Source organism: Caproicibacter fermentans (genome assembly GCF_009746625.1).
Classification (GTDB): Bacteria; Bacillota; Clostridia; order Oscillospirales; family Acutalibacteraceae; genus Caproicibacter; species Caproicibacter fermentans.
This window is the reverse complement of sequence record NZ_VWXL01000073.1, coordinates 1-20,958: the sequence shown is the minus strand read 5'-3', so window position 1 is coordinate 20,958 and position 20,958 is coordinate 1. Positions and strand designations below refer to the sequence as shown.

Below are 20,958 nucleotides of genomic sequence, written 5' to 3'. Positions count from 1 at the left end.
TTGTCCCATCGTACCATAAAAAACGCTTGAGGCGCTGCGTAAAATCATCTTATGAATAAGTGCGGCTATGTCACTATTTTATCTGCAACACAGACTCTAAAATATGCTTTATGCCAGCAGTTTCGGGCATTTCAGGTCACGTTACGTGTTAGTCACTTTCAACTAAAGATTACATGATTCCAACTTTTACTCCGTTTTCATACATAGAGTCATCTTTTGTGCCTTGCCCACCACCGGTTCCATCAACATAGCCAAAACCCGGCATATAGGATTTTCCGGCAGGAGCTTTACTGGTTACTGATGATGTGCTTTTCTTCGATGAAGCGGTCGGTTTGCTGGAATAGGTTGGCTTCTTCGCTTTATTCGTCAGCTCTGAGCTGGCGGGCGGCGTCGGTGCCGGCGGCGCGGACGTGGGTTTTGAAACAGTGGTCAGCGGCGCACTTGCTTTCGCTCCGGAAGACGGCACAAAAGCGGAACTGGTTCCGCTTTCCTCAGAACTGATCGGCGGCACGGAGATCGGGTTCGGGGTTCCGAGGATAATTTCCGCACTGGATTCGCTGCTGGATACCTGCTGCGCACCGTCGGCGCTGGCCGTATGCTGAACAACCAGGGAAACAGCACCGACACAGATAACGGCTAGCCCTGCTATAAAAAGAACTCTTTTGGTTCCGTAGGTTAATTTCATAATATTCCCTCCGATCATTACCTTAACTCTTTTGAAAATGCTTGTCAAGAATTCATCAAAAAAGCAGCCGGTATCCCGACTGCTAGAATTATATGTAAATTGGCATTACTGTGCTTTTCTCAGCTCATCAAGCTGTCGTGTATGGTCTGCAGCGACATGTTCCAACGTCGTGACACGGGATTTGATCTCTCCCTGCTCTTCCGCGTCAGGCAACCGGGCAAGGATCTGCGCGTGTCCTTCCGCCAGAAGCCGGATCTGCTTTTCGACGCCGTTTTCTAAAAGAGCTTTCACTTGCTGAATTGTGTCTTTCTGAGTAGCCTCGATTTTCGCATCTGTAATTTTGCGTTCTTCGGCAAACATTTCCTTAATCGCGGCGAGCATTTCCTCATTTTCCATGTTCATACCTCCCGTGTGCATTTCATTATAATCTCCCCTGACAAATAAATCAAGAAGTTGATTGTGAATTTATATTTTCACTGCATGAGCTGCAAAGATCATCCTCTACCCACCAACAGCCGCCGGGGCAGGCACTTTCCTGAGTGCAGCCGCAGATCCGGCAAACCTGCTCATTAGAAACACGGTCTAGGAAATAGCTTTGCCAGCACTCCCATTGGTTCTCCCTCTCACAATTTTCTCCGTCAAGAATACAGTCAGGAATGTCTACACCCTCGGCATAGATTTTTGGGCAACCGATTGAGTCGGAAAGAAAGCGGCAGGCAAGAGCAAATGCTTTTTGAAATTCATCTGCTTTCATGATCATAAAACCTCCTACAGCATCAGACCGGAGCGGTGCTTTCCGGATCCACTGGTAGACTTTTCGGGTGTTTTCACGTTTGCCTTTTCTAAACGATCTTTTAGGTCATCGATGCCACTGCACTTATCTGTAAATATGTCTCGTTCGTACTCTTCGTGGAACCGCCCGTCCCACCTTAGGCCAGTATCGTAGGTCATTTCTTTTCTGTTGGGTGCATAGATAACCCAATATTCACTTTTGCTATGCCACTCGAAGACAGAGAAACCCGCCATTTTTATTTCAGATTGATGACCCCAAGGAGTGGTCACATGTTCTTTTAAGACTTTCTCTTTGGCGATACGGATGAACTCTGCCAAAGAAGGAGCGTCGAAGGGTTTGGTATCATTAAAATACACACCGCCCGGGCCGAAAAACCGTATCTTAAATATGCCGCTCGGTTGGTCTGCTTCATTTTTTTGCTCCACTCTTTGCTTCGGTTGATGGTAATGCCGGAATACGGCGTCGGATGCATCTGCGGCAAGACGTTTGTATTTCGGATCGGTATCAGGAATATCCATCTTTTCGCATAGGACATCGTATTTTACTTTTTGAGTGTATTCATCGCAGTATTCCATCGTGTCAGAATAAAAATACTCACTCACATAGAATAAACTGTTTTCATGCGTAACCGAAAGATTGATTAATTCATACCCTTTTGAATATCCCCCGTACCCTGAGGTGGATACCGTAACGGTTTGGTTTCCAAGGTGTAGCTCATACCAGGGAAACTCAGGATTCCCGTTCATGCTTTCCGGAGCAGTGAGTTCTTTTGCCTTGATTCCTAGTTCACGTTCAATCAACTGGCGCGCTCTTGACATGGTAAGTTTTTTCATCCTTGTCAACTCCTTTTTTAATTTCAGGCATAATAAAAAGCCATCCCGGAGGATGACTTTGAAAATCTTGTATGCAATTATGGAATATTGTGCTATATTATAAATTATCGAATGCGCGCGCACGAACTAATATACTTAGTGAAAGGGTCTTACAAATGGAAAAAGGAATAGATTCAGAATCATTTAAATATTGGGGCGAACTTTGGTTTAGAAAGCAGCAACTCAATTTTTCAAGGTCATATTCACTGACTGCAAAAAATCATCTCAAAAATATTAATAGGTTTATTGGAACTCAGCCAATAGGTCATATTAAGCCGATTGATATAGATAACATTATTATTGAATACGCTCAGAAAAATCCTCATACGAAAAGGCCAACCGCAAAACAGACCCTTAAAGATATGAGAAACATTGCTGCTTCTGTTTTTGACTATGCTATGGAAAATGAAATCATAGAAAAAAACCCCGCCAGAGGGCGGCAGATACCTAAACGGGCACCTCAGACACATCGAAGAGCGCTTACACGAAAAGAGCAAATTTGGATCATAAAAATGCCGCATCGGATGCGCTTAGGGGCGCTCATTATGATGTTTGCGGGGCTGAGGCGTGGAGAATTGATTCCGCTGACATGGAATGATATTGATTTCGACAATCTAACAATTTCTGTTAACAAATCAGTTGAAAAAATTGGAAATAATTTTGTGGAAAAGCCTGGAACAAAAAATTCAAAGACCAGAATTGTCAATATTACTCTTGATTTGGCGATTGAACTATTGAACGCGAAAAAGACAGCAATCAGCAAATATGTTTGTTGCAAAATTGATGGTTCAATGCATACAGAATCATCATGGAAAAGGGCGTGGCAAAGTTTCCAATGTGATTTAAACGCGACATTTGGTGATTTTCAAGACAATAGTCGCAGCAAATATAATCCACATGGAGTTCCAAAAATGATTGAAAAAATCACGCCGCATATGTTGCGGCACACTTATGCTACGTTATTATACGCGTCTGGAGTTGACGTTTTAACTGCCTCAAAATTGTTAGGACACGCAGATATTAAAACTACACTGGATATTTATACCCATTTACAAGAGGAAACAATGATTCGTTCTGTTGATAAACTGGATACCTATGTGAGTAAGCTATTTAAATAAACGAGCGGATGAGAGACAACGTCCCAAATTTTAGATTCGGGACGTAGAGGCCGCTGGTTCGAATCCAGTCACCTCGACCATAGAAGAAGGGTCTCCGGTATATCCGGAGGCTTTTTTGTTATGCGACCGGGTTGGAACCATCCGGCTTGGGGGACCGGGGATAAAACGAGGCGTTTCAAACAGGAGGGATTTCCCGAAACCCGAGAACAAACTACTCGTCTTTTCTTCGCCCGCGCGGCGTCAAAGTCATGTTGAAAGAGTGTAAATACTATCATGCCGCAAAATCCCATGAGAAAACAGGCGGCTTAAAATAGAGGGATGAGAATAAAATGATAAAACAGGAAAATATCGCTATAACGCATGGCGGAAAATTTCATGCTGATGACGTGTTTTCAGCTGCACTACTAAAAATTTTAAATCCACAGATCGATATTGTACGTACTTTCCAGATACCCGACGGTTTTCATGGGATTGTGTTTGACATTGGAGCCGGGAAATATGACCATCATCAGGAGGGAGCGGAGGTACGTGAAAACGGTGTACCTTATGCAGCCTTTGGCTTGTTATGGCGTGAATTCGGGGAAAGCATATTAAGCAAATGCCTCTCTGAGGAACAAACAAAGAAAGAAGCGGCACACTTCGATGAGAAGTTCATCCAGCCTCTGGATGAGAATGATAACACCGGAAGCGGAAATCAGCTGGCCGACATGATCTCACGATTCAATCCAAACTGGGACTCTGACGAATCTCAGGATTTCTGTTTTTCAAAAGCGGTTGACCTGGCCGCTATTATTCTGAATAGAGAATTTGATTGTATCATGAGTAGCCAAAAAGCAAAAGAAATTGTTGAAGCCGCACTTGCCAATTCAAAAGACAACATCGTAATCTTGCCTAGGTTTGCACCGTGGAAAATGGTGCTGATACCATCGGATGCGGAATTTGTGGTATATCCCTCTCAGAGGGGCGGATACAGCGCGCAGGTAATTCCAGTAGATTTCGATACAAAAGAATCAAAATGCGATTTTCCTAAGGAATGGGCGGGTAAACCAGAAGATGAGCTGCAGCGAATTTCGGGAATCCCAACATTAACGTTTTGCCATAAGGGCGGCTTCCTTATCTCTGCGGATTGCTTAGAGGATATTATAAAGGCCTGCAAACTTGCGCGAGATTTATAATGTGATATTCTGTTGCACATAGTTCAACTCTGCGATTGAACTTCCGATATAGTCTAATTCATTTATTATCGGACGAAACAAAAATAAAATTGAGGAACTCTTCATGAGCGATATAATTGAAACAAAAAGGCTGGTTCTAAAGCCGTATAGTGATTGCGATCAAGAGTCAATGATAGAATTATTGACTAACGAAAAAATCAAAGAAACATTTATGATTCCAGATTTCCATAGGAGAACCGAAGTTATATCCATGTTCAAAAAGCTTCAACAGTTTTCCCATTCAGAGGATCATTATGAGCGAGGAGTTTATGTTGGACAACAACTGATTGGCTTTCTCAACGATGTCGAAATTGTAGCTGGCAGAATCGAACTTGGATATGTAATTCATCCCGATTATCACAACAGAGGATATGCGACGGAAGCGTTAAAGGCATCGATTGAACACTTGTTTCAGAAAGGCTTTGTTGAGATTGTTTCGGGCGCTTTTGTAAATAATAAAGCAAGCATTTGTGTAATGAAAAAATGCGGTATGACACGAATCGAGAGAGAGGAAGATATATGCTATCATAATGAAACAAGGCATTGCTGCTATTATGCTATCCGCAGGAAGCCGGATTGAGTTGGATAAAAAGCCTCCCGTAAGCAAACTCGAGCTTGACTAAACTTTGCAAAACTGGCAAGGCCTGAGTATTTCTAGAATGCCGAGGCGTAATCATAAAACATTGTTCTTTTGAATAAATAATGTGCCGCCACAGAGAATTCTTCATCATGCAACCGGATTGAAAAAATATTTGATGGATTTGCCCTGATGAATAATTGCATTTATTTCTTACGATGATATACTGAAAGAAATAAATGAGGGAGGCGTTTGCAATGCCACGTGGAAAAAAGAAAACCGCAGTGGAATCTTTTAACGAGCAAATCGAAAAGATTGATGCACAGATTTTAACCCACCAGGATAAGCTCAATGAACTCAAAGCTCAGAAGAAAGATCTGCTGGAACAGAAAAAGAAATCTGAGGTTGAAATGCTCTATCAAAAAATTCAGGAAAGCGGAAAGTCCGTTGACGAAGTTTTCGCGATGTTTGAGCAGGAATAAAAGTGGCCGTCCCGTTTGGGACGGCCACTGCTTGTTATGGTAGCATTCGCTTTTCAGGCGTTTCCCGCGATTTCCCGCCATGTGACTTTAAAAGCAGTATGCCACAAAATTAAAATGAGCCCGATCGACAGCGCGATGAAGAGATAGATTCCGGGGCTGAAAAACCGCAGCAGCATAAAATGCACGCCCGCAAACGCCCCGCTTAAAGCCATAGACAGTATCATAAGGCCAAGGTTGCTGCCGTTTTGTGTATATTGAAAATCCTTGCAGAAAGGCAGTTCCTTTTTTGAAAATCCACTGATCAAGAGCATCAAAATCAACGTGTTGAGAAAAATCAAAATAATGTCGGGAATGATTTCGACCCCATAGATCGCAGTGAAAATAAGGCCGGCAAAAAAGAAGACCGGGAATATATATTTATAGATAAAGGCTTTGGCTGCACCCTTTAGAATCTCTCCGGGACTGCCGATGGGCATAACTCTGTAAATCCAGGAACCCTTGTAATTTTCGCTCATGCCAAGCATCACGATCATAGGCGCGAGCAGCATCGCCGAAAGATACAGAAACAAAAAGTAGTCGCCGCCTTTTATTTCTGCCAGCGCTTGTGCGAACGACCGCCCGCCGCTCAAAAAGTTCAATAGGAAGATGAAAGGAAATATCATTGCAAACGTGATGTTCGGATAAAGCCTAAGTTTGAGCTTCCGCTCGTTTTTAAGCATCCGCGCCGAAAAAGTGAAAAATACCCTCTCAAGCCTGCTGCGGCAAATGACGTTCGAGACGGTTTGCTGCAGCGAGTGCTTTTTCATCGCGTGCCCCCGCTCTGCGCTGTTGTTGAGCTTCTGTAGATTCTTTTCGAAGACGGGCGCCGCGACCTTGAGATAGAGGATAATCGCCGCGACCGAGATGACGATGCCCGCCGCGGTGAGCAGAAAATAATAGATATTAAAGTCATGATCCACCAGCAGGCTGAAAGGCGCGGCAAACCACGCCGAGGGCAGCAGAAAATTCCACCACAGAGGGGTGAAATGCAAATCTTTGAAATCAAAGAGCCTCCCTATCAGCTGATAACCCACGGTCATGAAGACAGAAAGGGCTATCTGAAAATAATTGATGATGTCCTTGAGCTTCTCGCCGCTGAAGAAATGCAGGATTATAAAATATAAGATCGAGGTGAACAAAATCACAAACCCGCAGATCAATATCAGCTCAAACAAAAACAGCAGGAAAAACCATACTCCGTGGCGGATAAGGCCCGCGACGAGCGAAACTCCGGACATCGCGGCCGTTATGCTCAGCAGGTAGATGACAATATGCACAAGCTTCGCCGCATTGAGCGTGCGTAAATTTACCGGCCGGGTGAGCAGGATGCTTTTATCCTTCAGATCCAGCAGCACCGAAGAAAAATCCGAGATCATCGTAGTCATGATCATAAACAGCAGCATGCCCAAAACGATGTTCATCTGTAAAAACAGCGGCATCGGCACGATCATCATCAACCCGATAAACAGTCCGATAAGCCCGTAGGCCAGCAGCGATGATCGGTAGGAGCTGCTGCCCTCCTCTTCGCTCCGCCCGCTGCCTATGACGGTAGGCACCCTGCGGCCGTCCATCACCAGCTTGATCCGGATGATTTTGCGCATCACGGGATATTCGACCCCGAAGGCTTCGAAAACCGGCCGCATCCTGTCTAGAAATTTAAGCGACCTGAAATCCTTCATTTTTTCCGTGCCATGGGGCTCGAGCCTATGAATCGTCCTCATCCAGTCACTCCTTTAAAACGGAGATAAACTCATTGGCAATATCCCTGTATTGGTCAAAGCCGGTAAGCTGGTTAAAGATTTCCTCTAACGAGCCCTCGCTGCACTGTTCCTTAAGCTCGTCGAAGGTGCCGTCAGCCATGATCCGGCCGCCGTTTAGAATGATGATCCTGTCACTGATCTTTTCGACCACCTCCATGATGTGCGAGGAGTAGAAAATCGTCTTTCCCTGCGCGGAAAGCTCCGACAGGACCTCCTTGAACACCATCACGCTGTTGGCGTCGAGTCCGCTCAGGGGCTCATCGAAAAAAAGGATATCCGGATTGTGCAAAAGGCTCGCGATGATCAGAAGCTTCTGCTTCATGCCCTTCGAAAAAGAGGATATTCGCGCGCTGTAGCCTTCGCCGATGCTGAACAGCGACATCAGCCGCTTTGCCTTGCCGTCGGCGGCGTCATGATCCATGCCGCACAGCTCGCCGACGAAAGTGAGATATTCCTGCGCGGTGAGACTCTCATAAACATCGGCCGTTTCGGGCACGTAGCCGATCCTCTTTTTGTATTCGATGCTGCCGGAGGAGATATCTTCCCCGAAAACCTTCACCTCGCCCTGATACCCATCGAGGATGCCAAGAAGAATTTTGACCGTTGTGCTCTTGCCCGCTCCGTTGGGTCCGATGTAGCCGATAACCTGCCCTCTTTGAATTTCGAGGTTGATCCCCCTGAGCACCTCTTTGCTGCCGTAGCTCATCCTTAGATCCCTGATGGAAACCACGGGTTCGCCTGTCGGGTTCATAGCTTTCACTCCCGCTTTTTTCTACTTTGTCAGTACAGAGAATACGAAATTATAATTCTATCTCAAATTCATTATATCTTATATTTCCGCGGCTTTCAATCACGTATGAAAATATGTACGGCCGCCTGCCGTTCCCGCGTCCCTGAAAGGGCTCCTTATTCCCGGTCTTTCAAGCGGTTTCGCATTCCCCGAATTGGCACTTACCTGCGTCCTTATCCGGCAGGTTTATTGAAGCAGGAGATATAGCTTTGCAACCCTTTCCGCCAGTTTTTCATCAAGGCCAGAAATTTTATGGACAGCGCCTTCAATTCCCAGGTTGGAAATGCATTTCTGCATTTCTACGGATGCGGCGTCCTCTTTTCTATCGAATGTATAACCCGCGGCAATGGCTTTTAGGATGGAGTTGTCCGGCAGGCGGTACTTTTCGCAGAGAAGAAGGGGAGAAACCAGACGCTCGCGGTTAGACAGCTTGCGAATAGGGTCCCTTCCGACGCGGCAGAGCTCGTCCTGAAGATAAGAGTTCTGGAAACGGCGCACCAGCTGATCGGCGTATTTCGTCAAATCTTCCACGCTCAAACCGTGCTTTTTGCTAAGGGCCGCAAGAGCTTCTCTGTGGAAGCCGTGAACTTCTTTCAAAATGCTTTGATCCAGTATGGCTTCATGTACAAATCGGTACCCTCTCCGGCAGCCCAAATAGGCGACGGCGGCATGAGCGCCGTTGAGCATAAACAGTTTTCTTTCCAGATATGGCGCCAGATTTTCAACATAGTTCACATTGGCGATTTCCCTGTTTCGGCGTACTTTTCCGCTTTCAATGTCCCATTCGAAGAAGTCCTCCACCACGACGTCTACCGGCAGTTCCTTCTGCATGGCCGCATTGGGGACGATGCGGTCAACCGCGCAGTTGGGAAATCCGACGGTTTCGCTTAAATAGGCGTTAAACTCGTCGTCCTCCGGTTCTTTCAAGGCTTTACAGAGTATGTCGGTCGCACAGAGGGCGTTTTCGCAGGCGATAATATCGAGCCGCGCGGCACCGTTTTTCTCCTTGCGCGCCATAAGCAGGGGGCGCAGAGCCTTTCCCGCCTGTTCCAGGTGGTTTGCTCCGATGGATAATGTAATCAAGTCGGCGCGGATGACGGACCGTTCCAGCGTTTCGACATCGTCGGTCCGTATGGCGCAGATCCCTGAAATTTCTTCCTGCTTTCGTACAGAGCCAAGTGTTTCGACATGATAGCGGCCGAACTGATTCAGGTCTTCCACCAGCGGAGCGGAAATATCGGCAAAGGTGACGTGATACCCCGACTTTGTTAGCAGGTAGCCGATAAAGCCCCGACCGATGTTGCCAGCTCCAAAATGAACAGCTTCCATAATAACTCCTTTTCCGTGCCGGCTGCCGCGCGGCGCGAATTTTTTTCTAATCCTCCGGGCGTGACCGGAGCTAAAAAGAGAGGACGGATTCCGCCGGAATCCGTCCTGCTGTTTCTGCCTCTTTTCACAAAATCATTTATTGAGCTGTGCCCAAAGGTCGTTCCAATTTTTGCAGATGGATTCCTTGTTTTTCGCGAGGTAATCAAAGTCCAGTTCCTTCACGTTCAACGTTTTTGCGGCGGGCAGGTCGCTTAGGTTGCACAGAGAGTTGGAACCGCGCCCGGAAGATTCCTTGGCTCTTAAGGATTGGAATTCCGAGGAAGAAAGCAGATCCATCATCGACTGTGCGGCTTCGAGATTCTTTGCGCTTTTTACGATCGCGGCACCGCCGGCCATCGCCGTATTGCCTTCCTTCATATAAACGCATTCAATGGGGGCTCCGTCTTTTATCATGGCCTTGACGCTGGATTCGTAGGACAGGCCTGCGACATATTCACCGTTACTGACCAGATTGTAAACGTCCTTGGAGGACGTGGTGCTGAAAGACATAGGGATGAGTTTCTTGATGTAATCCCAGGACTTGTCGTCGTTGAATTTGTCGCCCATAACCGTAAGAATGGTCTGAAGCTGACGCCAGCCGGAAGAAGAAGCGTTCGGGTCTGCCAGAATGATTTTGCCCTTGAGCTTCGGGTTCAGCAGGTCCTCATATCCTTCAATCTTGATTCCAAGCTGGTCGCGCAGCGACGGATTGACAACCAGACACATCAGCTGCACATCGTAATAGGTGTAGTATCCGTTCGAGTCATGATACGCCTGTTCCTTGTCGCAGGCCGCCGTGTATTTCTGCAGAATATCGTGGTAGGTGTCGCCGTCGGCCTGAAAGAGCCCGCCGATGACGACATCGGCGTTGCTGGACTGATCGCCGCGGATTTTTGTTGCAAGCGTTCCGACGGAGTCGGCCTGGATCTTCATTTCACATTTCGGGTAATATTTGCTCCAAAGCTCTTTCAGAACCACCTGCTGGGTCTCTTCCATGGTGGTGTAGACGGTGATTGTGCCCGTCACTTTATCCGAGTCGCGTACGTAGTAAGGACGCTGATCTTCCGCAGAAGATGTCTGGGCGGATGCCGAAGACGATGCCGCGCCGCCGCCGGAACTGCAGGCCGTTGTGGAAATGCCGATTGCTGCTGCGAGTAAGACTGACAATAACCTTTTCATTTGTACTTTCTCCTTTTTTTGTTTTATAGCTTCACATCATCGTCCGACTTAGCGAATCTAAGATATATAAACAGACATATGATGGTAAAGACCGTTGTGATGGTTGCGAAAACAGCTGCGACACCGAAAATGCCCGCCGTAATGGATTCATAAGTCCCAATCGTCAGTGTGATGGTGTTGTTGTTATACAGGATGATGCCGGAGGACATTTCCGTGATGATGGAGACCCAGCTCAGCACTGCGCCTGCAATAATGCCGTTCGACATCATCGGAACCGTAACGTGGGCAAACGCGCTTAGCTTCGATGCGCCTAAGCTGATGGCGGCCTCTTCCGTGCTGATAGGCACCTTCATCATGGCTGCCGTTGCCGAACGACTGGTAAACGGCATCCTCCTGATGGCCAGCGCGATGACCATAATGACCAGTGTGCCGGTCAAGGGGAATGGCTTCTTGCTGAATGCGATGATCATCGCGATGCCGATAACGGCGCCCGGCATAATATATGGCAACATGGAAACGGTGTCGATTGCGTGATTCAATACGTTGCTTCTGCGAACGACCAGGTAGGCGATCAGCACGGCGATTAGCACAATGACAGCTAGGGTTGCGAAGCTGATGATCAGCGAATTGCAGATGGAAAGCACGAGGGATTTATCAAGCGCCTTCTGATAGTTCACGAGGGAATAGCCCGGCCGCAGCACGCTGTTGTTGTAGTTTCGGAATGACATGTTGATGATGTAAAGCTGTGGAAGAAGCGCGACCGCGATGGGCAGGTAGCAGAACAGATTCATCAGGATGCCGGAAATCCTTTTGGGCTTTTGTGGCTCCATGGGATGAAGCGCGTTGATGGTGAATTTGAAGCGGCTGGTCGCATATTTTTGCAGCAGGAAGATCAGTGCGGTGATCAGAACGGCGATCACGCTGATCGCCGCGGCAAAATGGTAGTCCGCACCGTTTTCGCCGAGGTACTGGTTATAGATCAGTACCGGGAAGGTCACATACCCGCGTCCAATCAGAATAGGGGTGCCGAAATCCGCAAAGGACCTCATGAAAACCAGCATGGCCGCAGCCAGAATGGTCGGCATGGTCAGCGTCATGACGACCCGGAAAAACCGCTCCACACCTTTGCAGTTCATGCTTTCGGCCGCTTCCATCAGGGAATTGTCGATATCCTTGAAAGCCCCGTTCATATAGATCACCACAAGCGGAAACAGGTTGAGCGACTGCACAAAAACAATTCCTTTTTCACCGTAAATGGTAATGCCCGTGATTCCGATGGACCGGAGCATCTGGGTAATGAGGCCGGAGTTCCCCAACAGCAGGATCCATGCGTAAGCGCCGATGAACGGAGCCGACATGGTGCACAGCAGACAGAGCACGAAAATGATCTTTTTTCCACGGAGCTGATAGAACGAATAGAAATAGGAAAACGGAATGCCAAGCAGCAGGGTGACGACTGTCACACTGAGGGCAATCTTCGTACTGTGCCCGATGGTTTCATAATAATAGCGCTGGTGAAAAAACTTCTGGAACGCATCCATTGAAAATGCACCGTTCGTATAAACGGATTCCTTCAGCAGCTGCGTAATTGGAAATAGGAGAAAAATGAGGAATAGCGCCAGCAGGAGAAACGATATGGCGGTCCAGACGTCCGCCTTTTTTTTCAGATTCCCCATATCAATTCCTCCCGGCCTGATCGGAAGCGGCAGGCCCCGCCACATTTTCGACTCCATCCATCAGGCTCAGCGTGCTGTCCGCGTCGAAGACGTTGGCTTTCATCGTGTTCAGCGTCAGCAGTACGGGGCTGCCCGGGGGCAAGATGGAATCGATTCTGGATTCCTGGATGATTTCCACCTTTTCTCCGGTTTCCAAATCCACGAAATAGTGGGTGTTGAGCCCGAGAAACATGCTGTCGCTGACTATTCCCCGGATTCCATCCTTCGGCTGCGCGCTCTCTCCGAAATGCACAAGCAGTTCCTCCGGGCGGGCGGAAACGGTGGCTTCCCGCTCCCTGTGCTCTTCTTTGCGAATATTGCTAAACTCCGCCTCATAGCCATTCAGGAATTCTACTCTGCAGCGTCCGTTGGTGACGAACAGCTTTGCCTTCAGCAGGTTTGATTTCCCGATGAACGTTGCGACAAAGAGGTCGGCCGGCCGCTGGTAGATGTCCTTTGGCTTGCCGCAGTGATGGATCACACCGGCCTTCATAATGGCGATTTCATCGGAGATGGCCATTGCTTCCTCCTGGTCGTGCGTCACATAAACGGTGGTAATGCCGACGTCCCGCTGAATGTTTTTGATTACCGTACGCATTTCTACCCGGAGCTTTGCGTCCAAATTCGACAGCGGTTCATCCATCAGCAGCACGTCGGGTTTAATGACGAGAGCACGGGCAAGGGCCACGCGCTGCTGCTGCCCGCCGGAGAGGCGATCCGGCATGCGGTCCGCATACTGGTCCACGTGAACCAAATTCAGAAAGCGGTCCGTTTCCTGCTTGATTTCCTCTTTGGAAAGGCTGCGGTGCTTCAGGCCAAACTCAACGTTTTTGCGCACGCTCATGTTCGGGAAAATCGCGTAATTCTGAAAGACCATGCCGATGTTCCGTTTGCCGGGGTCCATATCGTTGATGATCCTGTCATTAAAAGAAAAGGTGCCGCCCTCAATGCTGTTGAACCCCGCAATCATACGGAGCAGCGTGGTCTTGCCGCAGCCGGATGGGCCGAGCAGCGTAAACAACTTGCCGTTCTGAATTTCCAATGACAGATCGGGAATCACGGTGTTCTGACCATACCGCTTAACCGCGTGCTTGATTGAAATTCCTACGCTCATATCGCTTCTCCTTGATTCCACTAAAAATAATCCATATTTTTGGACCTCTATAAAATTATTATAGTGATACTGCTGAATTTCCGATACCCAATATCCCGAATAAAAAGCGAAAATACAACACGTTTGAGAGCGGGTCGTTCCTGCTATTTCTCGCCGCGCCTGGGAAACAATTGTTTGTTTGCATAGAAACGCTTGACTTAAGGCACAAAAACAGGCTAATATGTATGAGAAAGACGCGTTTGCTCGGGAAAGAAGATTCTCTTCCGCACTGCGGGGTGGGTCTGCGAACGCGGCGTGGAACCGGCGGGGGTTTCATATGAAATGGAATGAAAAAATGGCCACGGGAATTTTTGAACAGCACCTGCGAAGGATGGTGGCAAAAAAAATACTGCTTCTTCTGGCGGTGGGCATAGCGCTTTTTCTTGTCGGTTTATATGCCGTTACACTCGGTGCGAACAGCACAAATGCGTCGGATAACCTGCAGATGCTGAAAAAGGTCTACATTTCGCTATATCAGAAAAACAGGGATTTCCTGTTCGATAAACAGACGATTACCCTGAGTGAAAAAGCTCTGCGGGATCATGGAGATTTCGCTGACCTGAACTACTGGTTTCAGGAATTTAACGGAAAATGCAGCGTGAAAAATGAGGTAATTCTTTCCAATTATCAAGGGCGTGTGGTTTACTCTTCATACGAGCAGGGGGTGCTGTCGGATTACCGGGTGAACTACAATGCTGCCATATGCCACAATGCAAAAGAGCTGAAGCCTGGCCAGATCTACAACGCCGTTTATTACGACAGCGGCAATTATTCGGACTACATTTTCGTCATGCCTGTTTATTCGGACGGAGCTGTCCTTGGGTATGTTAGCCTGTATCTTTCCGGTGACGACTGGAACTTCTATCTGCTGAACTACAATTACGACGGAGCCATCACGGATGACAAGAACAACGTCATATATGCCAGTAAGCCGAAGTTGATCGGTTCCAGCAACAAATTCTACGGACAGGAAAACGGCATTTGCTATTACAACGACGAGAGATTCTGGATGAAATCGGAGTCGCTGCCGGAGTATAAGGTGAAAATCTTTTCTCTGGTTTATTACCCTAAGAACTCCGCGCTTCTCATCGGCCTATTCGTCATCACCATCATGGGCATCAGCTGGTACCTGCTGGCAAACTGGATGGCCGGCTCCATGGCAAAAAACAATGCAATGCGAATTGGGCAGCTTCTCAGTGAGATCCGCATTATCCAGAAGGAAGACCAGGCGCACCGCATTTGTATGGATACGCAGGACGAGTTCAATGAAGTCGCCGTGCAGATCAATTCCATGCTGGACAGCATCCGGGATCTGCACGGCCGGAACACCGAGCTGTTACAGTTGAAAAATACCATTGAAATGAGCCAGCTCACGGCTCAAATGAACCCTCATTTTCTTTACAATACGCTTGAGATTATCCGAAACCTTGCCCTGTTTGACGGCGAGCGGGCTGAAAAACTGATCGTGCAGCTGACGCAGATTCTGCGGTACAGCATTGACAAAAGCCGGGAGGATGTCCTGCTGGAAGAAGACATGCAGTATATCCGCGATTATCTCGACATCCAGAAGTGCCGCTTTGGGGACAGACTGAGCTGTACGGTCAATATTGACGCAGACTGCGACAGAAGCAACATCCCGAAGCTTGTACTCCAGCCCATTATTGAAAACAGCATTAAATACGGCTTCAGGAAAAAGATGAATATAAAAATTGAAATCCGTGGCCATATGGAGGGGAACATGCTTGTGCTGTCTGTAAAAGATGACGGCTTCGGGATGCCGGAAGAAGATGCGTCATCCCTAAACAATTCCCTTGGAAAAGCATATTTCCCGGAAAAGTCCTACGGGCTTCACAATATTTCAAGACGACTTTTTCTCCGCTACGGAGAAGAAAGCGGAATTCATATTGTAAACCATCAGGGTTACAGCTTTGAGGTGATTCTGAAAGTGATACAGCCGGGCGGGAGGGACCATGTATAAAATTTTGATTGCCGAAGACGAAGATATCATTCGGAAGGGCCTGGTTTTTTCCATACCATGGGCGCAGATGGACTGCTCCGTCATCGATGAGGTTCGCAACGGTGTTGAAGGAATTGAGAAAATTCGGGAACACCAGCCCGACATTCTGATTGTGGACGTCAATATGCCCGTTATGGATGGTCTGGAAATGATCCGGCAGACTTACGAGAAATACGATTACATCGCAATCATCCTTTCAGGTTATTCCAACTTTGAGTATGCACAGCAGGCTATCTGTTGCGGAGCAATGGGGTACCTTTTAAAGCCGCTGAAAATAGAGGAACTAAAGGACGCGATCCTGCGGGCACAAAAGGAATGCGAAGTGCGGCGTGCTTATGTGAACAAGCAGTTCAGCAAAGAGGAATGGAAGCATTTTAATTTGCTAAAGGAGGGACGGGAAGCCGCAGGCAGCGATGAAGTGGCGCAGCGGATGCTGGATTATATTGCGGCGCATTACCGTGAAAAAATTATTTTGCAGGATGTGGTAAAGCAATTAAGTTACAGCGAAACTTTGTTGAACAAACGATTCAAAGAAGCCACTGGAATCACGTTCATTGAATATTTAAACCGTTACCGAATTCAAAAGGCGCTTAAACTGCTGCAGAACAGACACGGCACAATATCGGAAGTGGCTTGGGAGTGTGGAATCGGAGATTATAAATACTTTGGGACGGTATTTAAAAAATATATTGGTTGCAGCCCTAAGGAATATTTGACAGAAATCGGCGGTTTATGAAGTCAAATCAACTCGCCAGCCGGTCGGAAAACAGGATGTAAATAAGAAGGGGCTGTGCAAAATATATTTATCCAAAAATTATGCACAAAAAATGCGCCTGAATCTGGCTTATAAAAGCCGTTCCAAGGCGCATTCTCTTATTTTTGAGGTTGTTTCGTAAGCGTCAAACCTAATGGTACCTTGACGACAGACAGCCGAAAAGGCCCCGACTTGTGAATCTTCAAGTCGGGGCGAAAGTTCAGTTTTTAGGGGAACAGCCGGCTTTACAGTTTTCCGGGGCGTTCCACGGCAGCAGAATTTTAACCGTATCCGGATCCTTGGACATAAGGTAACCGTCAAATTCACCGTCACATTGTAGGGATTTATGATCCTCTGACCTCTTTACTATATATTTTTTAAGTAGTAAAATGAAACAAATAAGGAGAGGTCGGTATGATAAAAGTTCAGCATTCAAGGCCGCATTTAATTTTCTTTATACTGTATTCGCTATGCAATTTTGTACTATGGTATTTATCAGATAATGGCGGCCTTTTTATTATGTTAGTTTGGAATGCCTTTTTATCATTTTTACCTGTGCTTTTTTCACAATTTACTGTTTCTTCTTTAAGTAATCATAAGCGTTTTGGGATATTATGGGCATTACTTTGGATTATTTTCTGGCCCAATACGTTTTATATGGCAACAGATATTGTTCATTTTACAGGAGATGCTTTTTTTCAAGTAGTAAAAGGTATTCCCTATGTTGAACAGCCTCAGATCATATATTCAGATAATCTTCTATTATGGTCAAAAGGAGTCATAATTGTTTTAGGGATTTTATATGGAATTATGAATGGAATTAATTCAGAAATGATTTTTGAAAACATCCTCATAAATAAATATGGGAAAGGTAAAAATCTACTATTACGTTTTATATGCTCAATTTTGGGTGGAATAGCAATTTATATAGGACGATTTTTGCGATTCAACTCGTGGAATATTTTTAATCCGATCAGAATAGTGACCGGTTTCCAGCTTTCTGGGCATGAGTGGAGATTCGTCTGTGGCTTTGTAGGAATATTTGCTGCATTTATACTGTGCATATTGAGTTTTGCAAAAGCCTTTTACCGGCAAAAAAACAAAATTGATACATTAAGTTGAGATATTTTCTCATCAAGTATATCTTGACTTTGATTTTTCAATCGTCCTGTTTCAGCTCGTCAATAATTCCGCGCTGTTCCAGCAGCCAGCCGATGAAATCCCGTTCCGCCATTTTCCCGGCCTTGACCTCGGCCTTGCGCCGTTTTGCCTCGATGCGAAAGTCCTTCATAGCCGATGCGCCGAATGGGGAAATCTGGCCTACGGCTATCTTTGGTGGATCCTTGACGGCGACAGCTATGCGGCTCTGGGTGACGGAGGCAATGTAATCTATGTGAATACAAAGAAAAAAATGGTGATTTCCATTGCTTCGCTTCTTATACCGGATGCCAAGGTGCGGTGGACCTCAAAAGATATGACGCGCTTACCGGCGGGAAGGCGGTGATTGCTCATGTCCGTTGATCCGGTACAGGAACAGATCCGGCTGTATGCGAAACAGTTGAGGCTGCCCACTTTTGGCAGGTACCCGGATATTCTGCGGAAAGCCCGCCCGGATGCCCGCTTTGAGGAATTGCTGTTGGAACTCATGAAGGCGGAAACCGCGCAGCGTCAGGAAAACCAGAACCGGAAACGGCTGAGAACCGCGGGCTTTCCCTACACAAAAACCTTGGACGAGCTGGACCTGTCCCGCTATGACGGAAATCTTTCCGAACTGTTTTTAAACGAGCTTGCCAGCTGCAAGTTCATCTCTGAGAAAAAGAATGTAGTCATGATCGGCAATCCCGGCCGCGGCAAAACCCATATGGCCATCGGGCTCGGTCTGAAGGCCTGCGCGCTCGGTATGAGCGTGCTGTTCAAGAATGCGGCAACGCTGTCCACGGAACTGACCGAGGCCAAAGACAACTATGTCCTGGGCAAGTTGGAAAAGCGTATCCGTCAGGCGGATCTGCTTATTTTAGATGAAATGAGCTATGTGCGCTTTGACCGTTTTCAGTCGGAGCTGCTGTTCAAGGCCGTCTCCGACCGCAGCGAGCGCGGCAGCATCATCGTCACGACAAACCTTCCGTTTTCACAGTGGACGGAACTGTTTGAGAACACGGCCATGGTCGCCGCCCTGGTAGATCGGCTCACGTTCAAGTCTTATGTCCTTGACATGAACGGCGATTCTTACCGTCTCGACCAGACCCTGAAGGCACATCATTCTTAAACAGGTGGCCTACTTTCTGGTTGGCGTTAGTGGTATACTTTTAAGTCAGCGCCTGGTCTACTTTCTGGTTGACAAACACAAATCACCCGATTTTTCATTCTCAATTTCTTTTTTTCTGTCATTTAACATTTTTTCAAGTTCATCGATAACGTTTGATTCATTTTCCGTATTTTCCAGTTTAAGCAGGGTTGCTACTAGATGAGGAATTGCAGTTTCCTTGCTCGGATCAAAATAATGTGTAAACTGCATTGTCGCAAAATCATTAGCGCTTAACAAAGGTTTGTATTCACGTGCGTTTGTTTTATAAACTTTTGTATAAGATGATACCTCTATGACTTTCTTGGAGAGCAATGATTTAATTGTGTTTTGCACGCTAAAAATGCTGAAATTGTTATCTCCTGTAAGTTCAGATATTTCGGTGGCAGTTAAAGACTTATCTGATTTCCATAGTATTTGCATAATCTGAAGCTCTCTATTGGTTAATTTAATAAATTTTTTTTCATTCTTCATGGAGGGATTCTCTCCTTGCAATTTGATGTGTTCTATTATAAACGATTAATTTAAAAAGTCAATAGTTGACAGTTTATGTTGACGGTCAATATAGGCTGTGCTATTATTATAACAGTTGATAAAAAATATTAATCGTTATTAAGCGAAGCATTTTTAATGTGCGAACATGCGGCGTGCATTGAACTAAGATTTTAAGAAGTTAAGAGGTGAGTCCAATGGACTACTGAACCAAGGGATAAGTTTTGTATTATCCCGTTGTCCGCATTGAATAGAAGTTCTTGGCATTGCTGACGTTCAGGAAGATAAGCAAATTGTTTTCCGTCAATAAAACATACTTTTAGGTTGGAAAGGTATAAGATTACTAAATATTCTAATGATTCGTAGGGATGAGTACGTAGATATTTAAAAGAAAGAGGTATACAATATGAATAAGCAGTTCAAAAGGGTAATTAGTTCCATATTAACGTTGGCATTAGTTTTTTCCACCTGCGTATCAGCTTTTGCAGCAGAATCAAAAGTGTCATCTAGGAAGACAGCATCTGTTACAATTGTGGAACAGGGAGTTTACATCAATGGGAATTATTATAGCCAAAACGAATTTATATCGTTACTAGACAAAGCTACCCCCGTATCGCAAGGTCAAATTAGACCTGCGGTCGCCGGTGCAGCAATTGCTGCTGGAGCTTATTTTATTCCCGGCGTGGGAGAGGTGCTTATTACAGCCACGGGAGCTATTATAGTTGCCGGAGTTATTGTAACAGCTGGCACATGGCTATATAACACAGTAACCCACTGGTTTGCAGAACAACGCGCTCTTCAGAGTGTTATTGATAGTATCCCATCACGATTGAGATCAGGAAACAGCGTTGACTTAGGAAAATTCAATCAGAAAGTGTCTGGGAAATCAGTAAAATACAAAGAAAAGGGGGGATGGACTATCGAAAAGGATAGAGCAGGAGATAATTCGCATGGTGGGAGCGAATGGAAACTTAAAAATCCAAGTGGAGAAAGAAAAGCTACTTTGGACAAAGACGGAAAGGTGTTAAGAAAATAGTGGATAAAGGTGAACTTATTGATGTCGATGCGATTAATCAAATAAATCAAGTAACAGAAGGGATGATACAATCTCCGCAGTGCGATATTGTAGATATTTTTCCTGAGCAAATACCTAAATCTACCACATGGTATGGTGATGTGGAACAGTACTTTCTGAAAACTGAATTTCAAGACTATTTAAGAAAATGCTTTCGAATCATACTGAAATTCATCTGTTACTATCCCTACACCGTCATACAGTCTGAGTTTCCTCAACAGGTTCCCGGTACGGATCAATATCGAAATACGGAGAAAACTTATCAAAGAATTTCTATTGATGAAATGGAGTCTTTGCTATTTGATACAATAGGAAAAAACGGATGCTTTTCTATTTATTTCCGAGAAATATCCATCCTTATCGTCATTGAGTCTGAATCTTTTAGCACAGTAGTATATGGCTTAGATCAATCTTCTGAAATTTCAAATTTATTATCCGATCTGGTGCATAATGAAGGGCTTTTTCTGAGACATTGTTTTAGACAATTCTAATTTCAACAGAACAAGCGCGGAGAGTTAACTGCAGTTCTGCTTCTCTTTTGTATCACCTCAGAGGGCGGTAATCAGGATACAC

General features: G+C 46.0%; 22 protein-coding genes. 10 read left to right on the top strand and 12 right to left on the bottom strand.

What is annotated here, in order from left to right; translation table 11 throughout:
• Positions 1-169: 169 nt before the first annotated feature.
• From CAFE_RS12625 to CAFE_RS12610, 4 genes are all read right to left on the bottom strand, one after another.
• Positions 170-685 (bottom strand): DUF6550 family protein, encoded by a 516-nt coding sequence (locus CAFE_RS12625; protein ID WP_156990866.1) that lies wholly within the window; start codon positions 683-685, stop codon positions 170-172.
• Positions 686-790: 105 nt separating this feature from the next.
• On the bottom strand, positions 791-1,081 hold the full coding sequence (locus tag CAFE_RS12620) for a hypothetical protein (protein WP_156990865.1): 291 nt from the start codon (positions 1,079-1,081) through the stop codon (positions 791-793).
• A 49-nt stretch (positions 1,082-1,130) separates the two neighbouring features.
• The gene (locus tag CAFE_RS12615) at positions 1,131-1,439 is read right to left on the bottom strand and encodes a hypothetical protein (RefSeq protein WP_156990864.1); all 309 of its coding nucleotides are present in this window, start codon (positions 1,437-1,439) and stop codon (positions 1,131-1,133) included.
• Between the two features lie 14 nt (positions 1,440-1,453).
• Complete coding sequence (locus CAFE_RS12610; protein ID WP_156990863.1) at positions 1,454-2,311, bottom strand: hypothetical protein; 858 nt, start codon at positions 2,309-2,311, stop codon at positions 1,454-1,456.
• A gap of 155 nt (positions 2,312-2,466) precedes the next feature.
• On the opposite strand from CAFE_RS12610, the gene CAFE_RS20405 reads away from it, so the two are divergent.
• The 4 genes from CAFE_RS20405 (at position 2,467) to CAFE_RS12590 (ending at position 5,741) form a co-directional block, all read left to right on the top strand.
• Positions 2,467-3,468: a tyrosine-type recombinase/integrase gene (locus CAFE_RS20405; RefSeq protein ID WP_156990862.1), complete on the top strand. Its 1,002-nt coding sequence runs from the start codon at positions 2,467-2,469 to the stop codon at positions 3,466-3,468.
• 329 nt (positions 3,469-3,797) lie between these two features.
• Entirely contained in the window at positions 3,798-4,643 is an 846-nt protein-coding gene (locus CAFE_RS12600) for an MYG1 family protein (protein ID WP_156990861.1), read from the top strand.
• 103 nt (positions 4,644-4,746) lie between these two features.
• Complete coding sequence (locus CAFE_RS12595) at positions 4,747-5,262, top strand: GNAT family N-acetyltransferase (protein WP_156990860.1); 516 nt, start codon at positions 4,747-4,749, stop codon at positions 5,260-5,262.
• Between the two features lie 254 nt (positions 5,263-5,516).
• A complete protein-coding gene (locus CAFE_RS12590; protein WP_066646128.1) occupies positions 5,517-5,741 on the top strand; it encodes a hypothetical protein in 225 nt (74 codons plus the stop codon).
• Positions 5,742-5,794: 53 nt separating this feature from the next.
• On the opposite strand, the gene CAFE_RS12585 is transcribed toward CAFE_RS12590, so the two are convergent.
• The 6 genes from CAFE_RS12585 to CAFE_RS12560 form a co-directional block, all read right to left on the bottom strand.
• A complete protein-coding gene (locus CAFE_RS12585) occupies positions 5,795-7,501 on the bottom strand; it encodes an ABC transporter permease (protein ID WP_156990859.1) in 1,707 nt (568 codons plus the stop codon).
• A gap of 4 nt (positions 7,502-7,505) precedes the next feature.
• Entirely contained in the window at positions 7,506-8,291 is a 786-nt protein-coding gene (locus CAFE_RS12580; RefSeq protein WP_156990858.1) for an ABC transporter ATP-binding protein, read from the bottom strand.
• Positions 8,292-8,516: 225 nt separating this feature from the next.
• Positions 8,517-9,659, bottom strand: a complete 1,143-nt coding sequence (locus CAFE_RS12575; protein WP_156990857.1) for a mannitol-1-phosphate 5-dehydrogenase — start codon at positions 9,657-9,659, stop codon at positions 8,517-8,519.
• Positions 9,660-9,791: 132 nt separating this feature from the next.
• Positions 9,792-10,877 carry an extracellular solute-binding protein gene (locus CAFE_RS12570; RefSeq protein ID WP_156990856.1) on the bottom strand — a complete coding sequence of 362 codons (1,086 nt, stop codon included), beginning with the start codon at positions 10,875-10,877 and terminating at the stop codon, positions 9,792-9,794.
• A gap of 23 nt (positions 10,878-10,900) precedes the next feature.
• A complete protein-coding gene (locus CAFE_RS12565; RefSeq protein WP_066646114.1) occupies positions 10,901-12,553 on the bottom strand; it encodes an ABC transporter permease in 1,653 nt (550 codons plus the stop codon).
• Position 12,554: 1 nt separating this feature from the next.
• The gene (locus tag CAFE_RS12560) at positions 12,555-13,706 is read right to left on the bottom strand and encodes an ABC transporter ATP-binding protein (protein WP_156990855.1); all 1,152 of its coding nucleotides are present in this window, start codon (positions 13,704-13,706) and stop codon (positions 12,555-12,557) included.
• Positions 13,707-14,022: 316 nt separating this feature from the next.
• On the opposite strand from CAFE_RS12560, the gene CAFE_RS12555 reads away from it, so the two are divergent.
• From CAFE_RS12555 to CAFE_RS12545, 3 genes are all read left to right on the top strand, one after another.
• Entirely contained in the window at positions 14,023-15,723 is a 1,701-nt protein-coding gene (locus CAFE_RS12555; RefSeq protein WP_156990854.1) for a sensor histidine kinase, read from the top strand.
• The gene (locus CAFE_RS12550; protein WP_156990853.1) at positions 15,716-16,498 is read left to right on the top strand and encodes a response regulator transcription factor; all 783 of its coding nucleotides are present in this window, start codon (positions 15,716-15,718) and stop codon (positions 16,496-16,498) included. Before CAFE_RS12555 ends, CAFE_RS12550 begins: the two co-directional genes overlap by 8 nt.
• Before the next feature lie 432 nt (positions 16,499-16,930).
• Positions 16,931-17,638 (top strand): DUF1361 domain-containing protein, encoded by a 708-nt coding sequence (locus tag CAFE_RS12545; protein WP_156990852.1) that lies wholly within the window; start codon positions 16,931-16,933, stop codon positions 17,636-17,638.
• A 37-nt stretch (positions 17,639-17,675) separates the two neighbouring features.
• Here CAFE_RS12545 and CAFE_RS20345 read toward each other — a convergent pair whose 3' ends face one another.
• On the bottom strand, positions 17,676-17,807 hold the full coding sequence (locus CAFE_RS20345; protein ID WP_267459190.1) for a hypothetical protein: 132 nt from the start codon (positions 17,805-17,807) through the stop codon (positions 17,676-17,678).
• A gap of 219 nt (positions 17,808-18,026) precedes the next feature.
• Between CAFE_RS20345 and istB the strand changes: the two genes are divergently transcribed.
• Entirely contained in the window at positions 18,027-18,782 is a 756-nt protein-coding gene (gene istB, locus CAFE_RS12535; protein WP_156990851.1) for an IS21-like element helper ATPase IstB, read from the top strand.
• A gap of 57 nt (positions 18,783-18,839) precedes the next feature.
• Here istB and CAFE_RS12530 read toward each other — a convergent pair whose 3' ends face one another.
• Positions 18,840-19,292, bottom strand: coding sequence for a BlaI/MecI/CopY family transcriptional regulator (locus CAFE_RS12530; protein ID WP_156990850.1), 453 nt, complete (start codon positions 19,290-19,292; stop codon positions 18,840-18,842).
• 424 nt (positions 19,293-19,716) lie between these two features.
• Here CAFE_RS12530 and CAFE_RS12525 point away from each other — a divergent pair, with 424 nt between their 5' ends.
• Together CAFE_RS12525 and CAFE_RS12520 are read left to right on the top strand one after the other, a co-directional pair.
• On the top strand, positions 19,717-20,346 hold the full coding sequence (locus CAFE_RS12525; RefSeq protein ID WP_156990849.1) for a hypothetical protein: 630 nt from the start codon (positions 19,717-19,719) through the stop codon (positions 20,344-20,346).
• Complete coding sequence (locus CAFE_RS12520; RefSeq protein ID WP_128743088.1) at positions 20,346-20,876, top strand: hypothetical protein; 531 nt, start codon at positions 20,346-20,348, stop codon at positions 20,874-20,876. Before CAFE_RS12525 ends, CAFE_RS12520 begins: the two co-directional genes overlap by 1 nt.
• Positions 20,877-20,958: the final 82 nt, after the last annotated feature.